Below are 12,660 nucleotides of genomic sequence, written 5' to 3'. Positions count from 1 at the left end.
GTGGTCAATCTTTGAGTTATTCAAAGCCCCGAAACTCCCGTAAATGCGGGTGATTGCGCCCGCCGTGCTGTTCTTCTGCATGATCGGCTCGTTCATGCAGGGCGGCGGACTGTTCGGCATCGGGGTGATGCTGGTCTTCGCGGTGTTCGGCGTGCTGGCGAAGAAACTCGACTTTTCCTTTGTCACCTTCCTGATCGGCTTCGTCATCGGGCCGTCGCTGGAACTGACCCTGCGCCAGACGATCCCGCTGCTTGATCGGGACGTCACCAACCTTGTGCAACATCCGATTGCGGCCGTGTTCATCGGCCTCACCGTCGCGCTCATCGCGATCCTGGCGCTGGCCGAAATCCGGCGCCGCACCCGCGCGGCCCTCGCCCTGTCGCAAGGGACCGTCGCATTCAATGAAACCGGGAGGAACTCATGACAATACTGAAGAAACTCGCCGCCGCCGCGGCCTTTGCCGCGGCGAGCCTCGCCGCAGGGGCGGCGCTTGCGGCGGACTACCCCGAAAAAGCCATCACCGCGCTGATCGGCTACGAGGCCGGCGGCGGCACCGACACGATCGGCCGCGTCCTGTTCGAGGAGATGAAGGAGACCCTCGGCCAGCAGATCATCGTGGTGAACCTGCCGGGGGCCGCCAGCAGCGTCGCCGCGCTCAAGCTGAAGATGGCGAAGCCGGACGGCTACACGCTGATGCTGGCGCCGTCTTCCGCCGTTGCCACCAACCAGATCTGGAACCCGGCCGCCGATTACCAGGTCGACGACTTCACCATGATCGGCTCGATCGCCGCCTATCAGCCGGCCTTCGCCGCGCCCATGGATCGCCCCTACGACACGTTCGATGAGTTCGTCGCCTTCGCCAAGGAAAACCCCGGCGCAGAGGTCGCGACGATCACGCCAGCCTCGAAGGTGCAGATGGAGCTGGTCGCCAAGCAGGAGGGACTGGAGCTGAACTTCGTGCCGGTGAAAGGCGGCGCGGGCATGATCAGCGGGCTGCTCGGCGGCGATTTCGACATCGCCTATAGCGGCGGCGCGCACCAGAAATACCCCGACAAGATCAAGACCATCGCCTCGACCGGCGAGGAACGCCTGGTGGCGAGCCCCGACATCAAGACGATGAACGAATATGGCTACATATCGAGCTACGGCTCGAAACTGGTTCTCGTCGGCCCCGCCGGCATGCCGGACGACGTCGTCGCCACGCTCGAGAAGGCCCTGCTGGAGGCCGGTCGCACCGAAAGCGTTCGCCAGGTCATGGCCAATCTCGACTTCCCGCCCGTCGAAAAGGGCTCGGCCGAGCTCAGGGAAGAGGTCAAGGCGGCCTACGCCGCCGAGCTCAAGCTGAAGGAAGCCGTTTCGGCGCCCAACTGACCACCATCCCCGGGGCGCGACGGTCGCGTCCCGGAACTTTCAGGAGTACTACCCGTGTTCGAGCCCCTCAAAGGCCTCCGCGTCATCGACACCAGCCATGTTCTTGCCGGCCCCTATGCCGGCTATCAACTGGCCCTGCTGGGGGCCGACGTCATCAAGATCGAAGTCCCGGGCGTCGGCGACTGGACCCGCAAGGGCGGTCAGTTGACCGAACTGAACGAAGCCGGCATGGGCCTGTCCTACATGACCCAGAACGCCTCCAAACGTTCGCTGGCGCTCGATATCAAGACGCCGGAGGGGCGCGACATTCTCAAGCGCCTGACGGCAAACGCCGATGTTTTCATCGAGAACATGCGGCCAGGCACAATGACCCGCAACGGGCTCGGCTATGAGGATATGAAGGCGGTGAAGCCCGACCTGATCTATTGCTCGATCTCCGCCTTCGGCCAGGACGGCCCCTATAGCCAGCGCGGCGCCTATGACCATGTTATCCAGGGCATGTGCGGGATCATGGGCACGACAGGGACCCGGAAAAGCGGTCCGACCAAGGTCGGCGCGCCCTATGTCGATTTCGCCACCGGGCTCAACGCGGCCTACGCCATCTCGGCGGCGCTGCATCAAAGGCGGACGACCGGCGATGGCGTGCATCTCGACGTCGCGATGCTCGACACCTCGATGATGCTGATGGCCTCGTTGCTGACCAGTCATCTCAGCTCCGGCTGGAAGCCCGAGCCGGCAGGCAACGAGGCCTGGAGCCGAAGCCCGACCTCGGGCTGCTTCCAGACATCGGACGGTCTGTTGATGCTGGCGGCAAACAATACCCGCCAGATCATACCGCTGCTCGAAACGCTGGGCCTGACCGCGCTTGCCGCAAAGACGAAGCGCGACTCGACGATGGCCCGAGACGAACTAGACGGACTGCGCGCCGCCCTTGAAGCCGCCCTTCTCACCCGGTCGGCCAGCGAATGGGAGGAAGCCCTCAACGCTGTCGGCGTTCCCGCCGGCAGAGTGCGCAATCTCGCCGAAATGCTCGCCGAGGAACACGCCGACGCCCGAAAGCTCACGACGCCGATAGAGGCGTTGCCCGGCACCACCGTCCACGTCCCGACGGCAGGTTTCAAGGCCAACGGCGCCGCGATTGCTCCCACCACACCAGCGCCGCGCCTCGGCGAGCACTCGCGCGAAGTGCTGGGTGAGCTTGGTCTGACGGACGACGAGATCGACGCTCTGGAAGAAGCCTCGGTCATCGGCACAAGCGAGACGTCCGCACGCCGGTCGGGCGAGCCCAACTGGCGCTGAAGCCGAAGAGGCTCTTCACCGGACCCAGCAAGGCTTCGCGTAGGCGGCGGCAGACATGGGCGCGGGAAAAGCCTTCCACGGGTCAAGGGCGAGCTTGTGCGCGATTGCCGGAATAGCTACCGTTGGGCATGAAGAACAAAAAGCCAAGGTCCGGACCGGGCCGCCCGTCCAGCATGGAAGACCCTTATCGCGTGATCTGCGACGCCGCGGCGGCGCTGTTTGCCGAAAAGGGTTTCGATAACACATCGCTTCAGGATGTCGCGACAGCCGTGGGCGTCACCAAGGCAGGCCTCTATCATTATTTCCCCACCAAGCATGCGCTTTTCGAAGCGATCTTGAAGGATACCCTTCGCGATTTGCATGCCGGCGCGGTTGCCGCAATTGCGGCCCATGACAGCTACCCCGACAAGCTGACCGCCTTCATGACCGCCCATGCGCGGTACTTCTCCGAGCATGGCGAACGGTATCGGGCAAGTTTCTTCGGTCGCGGCGGCGGCGGCGAGCGCGCGCACCTGACCCCGGACGAACGCGCCATGCGCAAGGCCTACGTCCAGCTTCTGGAGGAGCTGGTGCAGGCCGGCGTCGACGCGGGCGCGATCTCGGTTTCCGATGTGCCCACCTTCGCCAGAGGCGTGCTCGGCATGCTGAACTGGATGGCCAGGTGGTATCGCCCTGACGGGCGGCTCACCGCCGTCGAAATCGCCGAATCCTACGCGCAGATATTGCTGGCCGGCGCTCTGCCGCGATAGCGTCCCCACCTCTGAACGGATTGACATCCAGCATAGCATATTTTATTACCGGCCGGACGGTAGTTAAATAGGCGTTGCTTTTGGAGGATTGGCGCGACATGGCAGAGACCGGACCCACGGGCGGTTATCTTTCGCAGAAAGATCAGCAGTTTCGAGAAGAAATGCGCACCTTCTTTCAGGAAAAGATTCCCGCGGAAATCCGCGCCAAGGTCAGTGCGGGACAGCCTCTGGCCAAGCAGGATTTCGTGACTTCGCAGCGCATCCTGAACGCGCATGGCCTTGCAGTGCCGAACTGGCCGCTGGAATGGGGCGGCAGGGACTGGACGCCGATTCAGCGCTATCTGTTCATCGAGGAGTTGCAGTTCAACGCGGTGCCGCTGCCGTTGCAGTTCAACTGTTTCATGGTCGGCCCGGTGATCGCCGCTTTCGGCAATCAGGCGCAGAAGGAGAAATTCCTGCCGCGCGCCGCGAATCTCGATGACTGGTGGTGCCAGGGCTTTTCGGAGCCCAATGCCGGCTCCGACCTCGCCTCGCTGACGACAAGGGCGGTGCGCGACGGCGACGATTATATCGTCAACGGCCAGAAGACATGGACGAGCTACGGCCAGTACGCCAACTGGATCTTCTGTCTGGTCAGGACGGATTTCGAGGCGAAGAAGCAGAAGGGCATTTCCTTCCTGCTCATCGATCTCGATACGCCCGGCGTGGAAATGCGACCAATCATCACCATGGATGGCCGGCACGAAGTCAACGAGGTGTTCTTCACCGATGCGCGGGTGCCGGCCGAAAACCTGGTCGGGGAGGAAAATCGCGGCTGGGATTACGCCAAGTTCTTGCTGGCCAATGAACGCTCGGGCATTGCCCGGATTGGCCTCTCGAAAGAGCGTGTGGAGCGCATTCGCCGCCGTGCGAAAGACAACGGCGTCTGGGACGACCCGCTGTTTCGCTCGGAGGTGATCAAGCTGGAAATCGAACTGAAGGCGCTGGAAGTCGCCCAGATGCAGATACTGGCGCGCGCCGGAGAGAGCCAGGGAAAACCGGACCCGGCGTCATCCATCCTCAAGCTGCGCGGGTCGCAGCTTCAGCAGCGCGCCTCTGAACTTCTGATGGAGCTCGAGGGCGTGGCGGCGCTGCGCGCGCCGGGCGATGTGGCCGACCCGTATCTTGCGGCGGAGGAGGATCTGGCGGCCGCAGCCGCACTCAACAATTATCTGAATTTCCGGAAGGTCTCGATCTATGGCGGGTCGAACGAGATTCAGAAGAACATCATCGCCAGGACAATTCTGGCTCTGTGAGGCGCAGATGGAAGCTTTGACCGACGAAGAACGGATGCTGTGGGACAGCGTCGCCGGCATCCTCTCGGAGATCGCCGATCCGGCGGATCTGTGGCCGCGCCTCGCCGAACTCGGCATGCTCGGCCTCACGCTCCCGGAAAGCGCCGGCGGGGCGGAGCTCGGTCCGCAGGCGCTGATGGTGTTTGCCCGCGCCTTCGGGCAGGCGGGTCTGGCAACGCCATTCTTTGCGTCGGAAACCCTTGCCATGCCTGTGCTTGCCCGATGGGCGGATCGTCCGCCGGTCTCGGCCCTGCTCGGCGAGATCGTGAGCGGCGCGCGCATCGCCACGCTCGCGCTCCATGATCTTGAGCCCGTTGTCGCCCGGCGTACGGCTGACGGCTTCGCTCTTTCCGGCGTCAAGATGGTTGTGCCGGCGGGGTCGGCCGCCGACATCGTTATCGTCAGCGCCATGCTTGAGGGCCGCCCGGCGCTTTTCCTGCTCGATCTCCAGGCCACGCCCGCATCGATAACCCCGTATATGCCGACCGGCCCGGCGGCCGATGCCGATCTTTTGCTCGACGGCGTGACTCTGCCAACAACGGCGCTTATGGCCGAGGGAGAACAGGCCGCGCGGCTTATCGCCGAGGCGGAAGCGCTCGGCCAGTTGATCACCTCTGCCGAAATCCTGGGCGGCATGGAAAAGCTGCTGGAACTGACGGTGGACTATCTGCGCAACCGGCGTCAGTTCGGCCAGCCGCTCGCAGGCTTTCAGGCGCTGCAGCATGCCGCGGTCGACATGTATGTCGAGCTGGAGACCGCGCGCGCGATGCTCGATTTCGGCTGCCGGATGTTTGGCGCATCTGCCGACGAGCGGTCGGCGGCGCTGGATGCCGTGAAGCTGAAAATGAACGCTGCGGCAAAGCTGATAGGAGAGAGCGCCGTCCAGCTTCATGGCGGCATCGGCATGACCGAGGAGAGCCTGACCGGCCGTATCTTCAGTCGGCTGACCGCCCTGCGGATCAGTGCCGGCGACAGCCGAAGCTGCATGAAACGGCTGCTTGAAAGCGATCGTAGCGTCGCGCTTGCCTGACGGGATCATTGTACAAAACTGGACTTGCAGGGGAGGCTGCGCGAGATGAAGGTGGATATCGAAAAATTCGGCAGGATCGCGGTAATCACCATTGACCGCCCGCCGGTCAACGCGCTGTCGCAGGCGCTGCGCAAGCTGATAGACGCAAGGCTGGACGAGGCGGCGGGCGATGACGCGGTCAAGGGCGTGGTGCTGGCCTGCGCCGGGCGCACATTCGTTGCCGGAGCGGATATCGAGGAACTGGGCGAGGTCCGCCCGCCGACGCTACGCGAGGTCATCGACAAGCTCGAATCGCTTGGCAAGCCGAGCGTTGCCGCGCTGCACGGCACGGCGCTTGGCGGCGGGCTGGAACTGGCGCTCGGCTGCACCTTCCGTGTCGCAAGCCGCGGTGCGCGGCTCGGCCTGCCGGAGGTGAAGCTCGGCCTGTTGCCGGGCGCGGGCGGCACCGTGCGCACGACCTATCTGATCGGCGCGGAGGCGACGCTGAGGCTCACCGGCAGCGGCGATATGATGGGCGCGGAAGCGGCGCAGGCGGTCGGCCTCGTCGACGCCGTCTTCGATAATGATCTGACCGCCAATGCGATCCGGTTCCTCTCCGATAAAATCGATGCCGACGACATCCCGCCGCCGGTGAGCCGCCGCGGCGAGGGAATGCCGGCCAGTGATCCGAAGGCTCTGGACAGCGTGACGGCCGAGCTTTGCCGCAAGGCGCGCTCATCCGCGCCCGAGCTTGCGGCACAGTCGGTGCGCAACGCGCTGGCGCTGTCCTTCGAGGATGCGATGGCGGAGGAACGGCGTTTGTTCGAAAGCGCGACAGAAAGCGCCCGGTTCGGCGCGCTGCGCCACCTGTTCTTCGCCGAGCGGACGGCGGCGAAACCTGCGGGCGATGTTGCCGAGACTGAGCCGCGCGCGGTGCAGACCGTGGCCGTTATCGGCGCGGGAACGATGGGCAGCGGGATCGCGATGGCGTTCGCCAATAGCGGCTTTGACGTGATCGTCCGCGAAACCGACGAAGCGGCGCTGGCGCGCGGCATGGAACGCATCGCGCAGACATATGATCGCTCGGTCAAGCGAGGGTCGCTGAGCGCGGAGGAGGCCGGTCGCCGCAAGGGGCGGATTACGGGGACGATCGCGATTGCCGATCTGTCCTCCGCAGACCTGATCATCGAGGCGGCGTTCGAGGATATGGCGGTCAAGAAGACCATTTTCGCCGAGCTCGACGCCGTCGCGCGGCAGGGCGCGATCCTCGCGACCAACACATCCTATCTGGATGTGAATGCAATCGCGCGCTCGACCACCCGGCCCGCCGATGTGCTGGGCCTGCATTTCTTCTCGCCGGCCAATGTGATGACGTTGCTGGAGATCGTGCGCGGCACAGAGACAGCGCCCGAGGTTGTGGCGACGGCGCTCAAACTCGCGCGGCGTCTCGGCAAGCAGCCGGTGGTGGTCGGCGTCTGCCACGGCTTTGTCGGCAACCGCATGCTGCAGGCCCGCAACGCGGAGCTATCGCAACTGCTGCTGGAAGGTGCAACGCCCGGACAGATCGACGCCGCCTTCCGGGCCTTCGGCTGGCCGATGGGCCCTTGCCAGATGCAGGATCTCGCCGGGCTCGATATCGGCTGGCGAAACCGCAAGGCGCTGGGCAAGCCCGACGCGCTGCCCGACCGGCTCTGCGAGTTGGGCCGTTTTGGCCAGAAGACCGGCACGGGCTGGTATCTTTACGACGACAGCCGCAAGCCGCAGCCTGATCCGGAGGTGGATGCCATCATCGCGGAGATCGCCGAAAAGGCCGGCATTCAGCGCCGGGTGGTCAGCGACGCGGAAATCATCGACCGCACGCATGGTCCGATGATCGCGGAGGGACGGCGCATTCTCGACGAGGGCATTGCGGCGCGCAGTTCCGATATCGACGTTGTGTGGACGCATGGCTACGGCTTCCCCCGCGATCTTGGCGGGCCGATGTACTGGGACGATCATGTGCGCGGGAAAGCGCAGGAAAAGAAGAAGGTGTAACATGGGTGATGCGCACGGGCCGGAACTCGGCCGATTTGTCTGGGACGATCCGTTTCTGCTGGAAAACCAGTTGACGGAGGATGAGCGCATGCTGCGCGACGGGGCCAATGCCTTCGCCCAGGACAGGCTCCAGAGCCGGGTGATCTCGGCCTACGCGAATGAAACGGTCGACCCGTCGATTTTCACCGAAATGGGCGAGATGGGGCTGCTCGGCGTGACGCTGCCGGAGCAATATGGCGGCGCGGGCGCCGGTTACGTGGCCTATGGCCTTGTTGCCCGCGAGATCGAGCGGGTCGATTCCGGTTATCGCTCGATGATGAGCGTGCAGTCCTCGCTGGTCATGTATCCGATCTACGCCTACGGCTCGGAAGAACAGCGCAACAGATATCTGCCCAAACTCGCCTCCGGCGAATGGATAGGCTGTTTCGGGCTGACCGAGCCCGATGCCGGGTCCGATCCCGGCGGCATGAAGACCACGGCGCGCAAGACCGATGGCGGCTATGTGCTGAACGGCGCGAAGATGTGGATCTCCAATGCCCCGATCGCCGATGTCTTCGTCGTCTGGGCAAAGTCGGAGGCCCATGGCGGCAAGATCCGCGGCTTCGTGCTGGAGAAGGGCATGAAGGGTCTCAGCGCGCCCAAGATCGGCGGCAAGCTCAGCCTGCGCGCCTCCGTCACCGGCGAAATCGTCATGGACGGCGTCGAGGTCGGCGAGGATGCGCTGCTGCCGAACGTCGAGGGGCTCAAGGGCCCCTTCGGCTGCCTCAATCGCGCCCGCTATGGTATTGCGTGGGGCGTATTGGGGGCGGCCGAGTTCTGCTGGCATGCCGCGCGGCGATATGGCCTTGACCGCAAGCAGTTCGGCCGGCCGCTCGCCCAGACCCAGCTCTTCCAGAAGAAGCTGGCGGACATGCAGACAGAGATCGCGCTCGGCCTGCAGGCCGCTCTCCGGGTCGGCCGGCTGCTGGAAGAAGGCGACGCCGCGCCGGAGATGATTTCGTTGATCAAGCGCAACAATTGCGGCAAGGCGCTGGAGATTGCCCGCAACGCCCGCGACATGCATGGCGGCAACGGCATCTCGGAGGAATTCCAGGTCTTCCGCCACATGGCCAACCTCGAAACCGTCAACACCTATGAAGGCACGCATGATGTCCATGCCCTGATCCTGGGCCGCGCCCAGACAGGCCTGCAGGCATTTTTCTAGGGAAACATGCCAAAACCGTGGCCGGGGCTCGGCCCAGATAGCGCATTTGGCGGAAATAATGGTTAGGACCGCTGCATCCGGGCAAGACCTTCGTCTTGATCGGATGCAGTTGGGACAGTCGAAAGGGACTGCTTCGCGAATTTGGGAACGTCCTCGAACCTGCGGCGTTTTGTGAGCAGAAGGCGGCCGCAAAAGGCCCTGCCACAAAAATAAGTCAGGAGGACACCATGCCTGGTATCACCCAATCCAAGATTCTTATTCTTGCCACCCATGGCTATGAGCGCTCCGAGCTGCGCGTGCCGCTCGATAGTCTGAAGCAGAAGGGCGCAGCCGTGACGATCGCCTCCCTCGAGAAAGGCCCGATCAAGAGCTGGGACGAGAAGGACTGGGGCGACAGCGTCGATGCCGATCTGACGGTCGATGACGTTACTGTCGCCGATTACGACGCGATCGTGCTTCCGGGCGGCCAGATCAACCCGGATGTGCTGCGCACCAATGAAAAGGCCGTCGCCATTGTCAAGGAATTCGTCAGCTCCGGCCGGATCGTCGCGGCGATCTGTCACGGACCCTGGATGCTGGTCGAGGCCGACGTGCTGAAGGGCCGCGAGGCGACCTCCTATCCCTCGATCCGCACCGACATGAAGAATGCCGGCGCCAACTGGGTTGACCGCGAAGTTGTAACCGACAACGGCATCATCACATCGCGCAATCCCAAGGACCTGCCGGCTTTCGTCGACAAGATCGTCGAGGAAGTCGAAGAGGGCCGTCACCCGCGCAAGGCGGCCTGAGGACAGTTCCTTCTATCACGGCCATTGCCGATAACGTCAGGGACCCGGGCCAAGGCCCGGGTTCTTTTTTTTTGCTCAAGATGAGCGCGGATCAGCCGAGCTGGTGTTCCGCCGTCAGCAATTCGAAAAGATATCTTCCGTAATCAGTCTTGCGGAAGGTCTCTGCGTGCTGGCGCAGCATTTCCGCATCGATCCAACCGTTGCGATAGGCGATCTCTTCCGGGCAGCCTGACTGCATGCCCTGACGCACCGAGAGCGTGCGCACGAAATTACCGGCATCGAGCAGGCTTGAATGCGTGCCGGTATCGAGCCAGGCATAGCCGCGCCCCATCCGCTCCACCGCAAGCTTGCCCTCGTGAAGATAGCTTTCCAGAAGCGTGACGATCTCGAGTTCGCCGCGCGGGGATGGCTTCACGGCGCGGGCGCGCTCCGGGGCCTCGCCGTCGAGGAAATAAAGGCCCGTCACGGCATAATGCGAGGGCGGCACTTCCGGCTTCTCGATGATCTGGCTCGCCTTGCCTTCCCTGTCGAAGGCGACCACGCCGTAGCGCTCGGGATCGGCGACGTGATAGCCGAACACCGTGCCGCCGGATGTCTTGGCATCGGCCGCGGCCAGAAGCTCGGGAAGGCCATGGCCGAAGAAGATATTGTCGCCAAGCGTCATCGCCGATGGCGCGCCATCTATGAACTCCTCTGCCAGGATATAGGCCTGCGCCAGCCCGTCCGGCGAGGGCTGGGTGATGAAGGTGAGGCTCAGGCCCCACTGGCTGCCATCGCCCAGAAGCCGCTTGAACTGATCCTGGTCGTCCGGCGTGGTGATGATCGCGATCTCGCGAATGCCCGTCAGCATCAGCACCGACAGCGGATAGTAGATCATCGGCTTGTCATAGATCGGCATCAGCTGCTTCGAGACCGCCATCGTCAGCGGATAAAGCCGCGTGCCCGACCCGCCGGCCAGAATAATGCCCTTGCGTGGCTTCATGATATTGCCCCCAGTTCAGTCAAGACGTGCGCGAGATCCGCCCGCCAGTCCGGCCGCGCAAGGCCGAAAGCCGACAGCGTCGAACAATCGAGCCGCGAGTTCAACGGCCGCGCGGCAGGCGTCGGATAATCCGATGTCGGAATATCGGTGACCGTGACCGCCCTGCCCGCCATTTCGAAGATGGCGCGGGCAAAATCGGCCCAGCTCGTATCCGGCGCGCCGGAGAAATGATAGATGCCGGATTTTGCCGGGTCCCTGATCAGCTGCTCGGCCATCACCTTGCAGGCAAGCGCGATCGCGCGCGCCGAGGTCGGCCCGCCGATCTGATCGGCGACGATGGTCAGGCTGTCGCGGCTTTCGGCAAGCCGCAGCATGGTCTTGACGAAATTGCCGCCATGGGCGGAGAACACCCAGCTCGTGCGCAGGATCGCGAACGGGCCGCCGGCGCGCGCCACGAGCTGTTCGCCGGCAAGCTTGGTGCGGCCATAGGCGCCGAGCGGCGCCGTCGGATCGTCCGGCGAAAACGGCTTGTCGCCCGTGCCGGCAAAAACGTAATCGGTCGAGATATGGACGAAGGGGATACCAAGCTCGGCTGCCGCGCGCGCCATGGCGCCGGGCGCCGTGGCATTGACGTTCAGCGCCGTCTCCTCGTCGCTTTCGGCCTTGTCCACGGCTGTGTAGGCGGCCGCGTTGATGACGGCGGCAGGCCTATGCTCGGCAATTGCCACGGCACAGGCAGCGGGATTCGCCAGATCGGCCTCCTGTCGCGACAGAAACACCGCGTCCGGCAGGATTCGCTTCAGCTCGGTCGCGACCTGACCTGACTGTCCGAAAACCAGGATCATGCCTTCACCCCGAGCCGTTCGCCGACGCCCTTGCGGCTTTGCAGCGCCCGCCACCATGCCTCATTGTCGAGATACCAATGGACCGTCTTCGCCAGCCCCTCCTCGACGCTGACGGAGGGACGCCAGCCGAGCTCCGCGCCGATCCGCGCCGGATCGATCGCATAGCGCAGGTCATGCCCCGGCCGGTCGGTGACGAAGGTGATGAGGTCGGCATAGCTGCCGCTCTCCCGCGGCCGCTTCTCGTCCAGTATGGCGCAGATGGTGCGCACCAGCTCCAGATTGGTGCGTTCGTTCTCGCCGCCGACATTGTAGCTGCGGCCTACCTTGCCCTTGGTGATGACGGTCAGAAGCGCGTCGGCATGGTCTTCGACATAGAGCCAGTCGCGGATGTTCTCGCCCTTGCCGTAAACCGGGATCGCCTTGCCGGCGAGCGCATTGAGGATCACCACCGGGATCAGCTTCTCGGGAAAGTGATAGGGCCCGTAATTGTTTGAGCAGTTGGTGACCAGCGTCGGCAGGCCATAGGTTTCGTGCCAGGCGCGCACCAGATGGTCCGACGCCGCCTTGGAGGCCGAATAGGGCGAGCGCGGGTCATACGGCGTCTCTTCGGTGAACATGCCGTCGGGCCCAAGCGAGCCGAACACCTCGTCGGTCGAGATATGGTGGAAGCGGAACCCTTCAGGCCGGCCGCGAGCAACCCAATAGGCGCGTGCCGCCTCCAGCATGTTGTAGGTGCCGTTGATATTGGTCTCGATGAAATCGCCCGGTCCGTCGATCGAGCGATCGACATGGCTTTCGGCCGCCAGATGCATCACCGCGTCGGGCTGATGTCTGGCGAACACGGGATCGAGCGCTGCGCGGTCGCGGATATCGGCCCGCTCGAAGGCGTAAAGCGGGCTGTCGGCCACGCTTGCGACATTGTCGAGGCAGGCGGCATAGGTGAGCGCATCAAGGTTGACGACGTGAAAGCCGCGCGCGACCGCGAGCCGCACCACGGCCGAACCGATAAAGCCTGCCCCGCCGGTGACGAGAAGTTTCATGAGCG

At 64.0% G+C, this 12,660-nt stretch carries 12 protein-coding genes; 9 read left to right on the top strand and 3 right to left on the bottom strand.

What is annotated here, in order from left to right; genetic code table 11:
* The first annotated feature begins 43 nt into the window (after window positions 1-43).
* The 9 genes from V6765_RS05395 to V6765_RS05355 all read left to right on the top strand — a co-directional run bounded on the left by V6765_RS05395 (window position 44) and on the right by V6765_RS05355 (window position 9,788).
* Entirely contained in the window at window positions 44-424 is a 381-nt protein-coding gene (locus V6765_RS05395) for a hypothetical protein (protein ID WP_448427117.1), read from the top strand.
* Window positions 421-1,371 carry a tripartite tricarboxylate transporter substrate binding protein gene (locus tag V6765_RS05390; RefSeq protein ID WP_448427115.1) on the top strand — a complete coding sequence of 317 codons (951 nt, stop codon included), beginning with the start codon at window positions 421-423 and terminating at the stop codon, window positions 1,369-1,371. Before V6765_RS05395 ends, V6765_RS05390 begins: the two co-directional genes overlap by 4 nt.
* A 54-nt stretch (window positions 1,372-1,425) precedes the next feature.
* Window positions 1,426-2,670, top strand: coding sequence for a CaiB/BaiF CoA transferase family protein (locus V6765_RS05385; RefSeq protein ID WP_448427113.1), 1,245 nt, complete (start codon window positions 1,426-1,428; stop codon window positions 2,668-2,670).
* Between the two features lie 128 nt (window positions 2,671-2,798).
* Entirely contained in the window at window positions 2,799-3,419 is a 621-nt protein-coding gene (locus V6765_RS05380) for a TetR/AcrR family transcriptional regulator (RefSeq protein WP_448427111.1), read from the top strand.
* 98 nt (window positions 3,420-3,517) lie between these two features.
* The gene (locus V6765_RS05375; protein WP_448427109.1) at window positions 3,518-4,714 is read left to right on the top strand and encodes an acyl-CoA dehydrogenase family protein; all 1,197 of its coding nucleotides are present in this window, start codon (window positions 3,518-3,520) and stop codon (window positions 4,712-4,714) included.
* 7 nt (window positions 4,715-4,721) lie between these two features.
* The gene (locus tag V6765_RS05370; RefSeq protein ID WP_448427107.1) at window positions 4,722-5,783 is read left to right on the top strand and encodes an acyl-CoA dehydrogenase family protein; all 1,062 of its coding nucleotides are present in this window, start codon (window positions 4,722-4,724) and stop codon (window positions 5,781-5,783) included.
* A gap of 45 nt (window positions 5,784-5,828) precedes the next feature.
* Entirely contained in the window at window positions 5,829-7,796 is a 1,968-nt protein-coding gene (locus V6765_RS05365) for a 3-hydroxyacyl-CoA dehydrogenase NAD-binding domain-containing protein (protein WP_448427105.1), read from the top strand.
* Window position 7,797: 1 nt separating this feature from the next.
* Window positions 7,798-9,000, top strand: a complete 1,203-nt coding sequence (locus tag V6765_RS05360) for an acyl-CoA dehydrogenase (protein ID WP_448427103.1) — start codon at window positions 7,798-7,800, stop codon at window positions 8,998-9,000.
* Between the two features lie 227 nt (window positions 9,001-9,227).
* A complete protein-coding gene (locus tag V6765_RS05355) occupies window positions 9,228-9,788 on the top strand; it encodes a type 1 glutamine amidotransferase domain-containing protein (protein ID WP_448427101.1) in 561 nt (186 codons plus the stop codon).
* 91 nt (window positions 9,789-9,879) lie between these two features.
* Here V6765_RS05355 and rfbA read toward each other — a convergent pair whose 3' ends face one another.
* From rfbA to rfbB, 3 genes are read right to left on the bottom strand one after another with little or no spacing between them, the layout of a single operon-like run.
* Window positions 9,880-10,770 carry a glucose-1-phosphate thymidylyltransferase RfbA gene (gene rfbA, locus V6765_RS05350; protein ID WP_448427099.1) on the bottom strand — a complete coding sequence of 297 codons (891 nt, stop codon included), beginning with the start codon at window positions 10,768-10,770 and terminating at the stop codon, window positions 9,880-9,882.
* Window positions 10,767-11,615, bottom strand: a complete 849-nt coding sequence (gene rfbD, locus V6765_RS05345; RefSeq protein ID WP_448427097.1) for a dTDP-4-dehydrorhamnose reductase — start codon at window positions 11,613-11,615, stop codon at window positions 10,767-10,769. Before rfbD ends, rfbA begins: the two co-directional genes overlap by 4 nt.
* Window positions 11,612-12,655 carry a dTDP-glucose 4,6-dehydratase gene (gene rfbB, locus V6765_RS05340; RefSeq protein WP_448427096.1) on the bottom strand — a complete coding sequence of 348 codons (1,044 nt, stop codon included), beginning with the start codon at window positions 12,653-12,655 and terminating at the stop codon, window positions 11,612-11,614. Before rfbB ends, rfbD begins: the two co-directional genes overlap by 4 nt.
* Window positions 12,656-12,660: the final 5 nt, after the last annotated feature.

It is taken from the genome of Martelella sp. FOR1707 (genome assembly GCF_053484265.1).
This window is presented reverse-complemented; position numbering and strand designations above follow the sequence as displayed.

Coding starts and splice junctions, on each gene's coding strand:
- V6765_RS05360 (WP_448427103.1), top strand. CDS start 7,798: ATGGGTGATGCGCACGGGCCGGAACTCGGCCGATTTGTCTGGGACGAT.
- V6765_RS05355 (WP_448427101.1), top strand. CDS start 9,228: ATGCCTGGTATCACCCAATCCAAGATTCTTATTCTTGCCACCCATGGC.
- V6765_RS05365 (WP_448427105.1), top strand. CDS start 5,829: ATGAAGGTGGATATCGAAAAATTCGGCAGGATCGCGGTAATCACCATT.
- V6765_RS05390 (WP_448427115.1), top strand. CDS start 421: ATGACAATACTGAAGAAACTCGCCGCCGCCGCGGCCTTTGCCGCGGCG.
- rfbB (WP_448427096.1), bottom strand. CDS start 12,655: ATGAAACTTCTCGTCACCGGCGGGGCAGGCTTTATCGGTTCGGCCGTG.
- rfbD (WP_448427097.1), bottom strand. CDS start 11,615: ATGATCCTGGTTTTCGGACAGTCAGGTCAGGTCGCGACCGAGCTGAAG.
- V6765_RS05370 (WP_448427107.1), top strand. CDS start 4,722: ATGGAAGCTTTGACCGACGAAGAACGGATGCTGTGGGACAGCGTCGCC.
- V6765_RS05395 (WP_448427117.1), top strand. CDS start 44: ATGCGGGTGATTGCGCCCGCCGTGCTGTTCTTCTGCATGATCGGCTCG.
- V6765_RS05380 (WP_448427111.1), top strand. CDS start 2,799: ATGAAGAACAAAAAGCCAAGGTCCGGACCGGGCCGCCCGTCCAGCATG.
- rfbA (WP_448427099.1), bottom strand. CDS start 10,770: ATGAAGCCACGCAAGGGCATTATTCTGGCCGGCGGGTCGGGCACGCGG.
- V6765_RS05375 (WP_448427109.1), top strand. CDS start 3,518: ATGGCAGAGACCGGACCCACGGGCGGTTATCTTTCGCAGAAAGATCAG.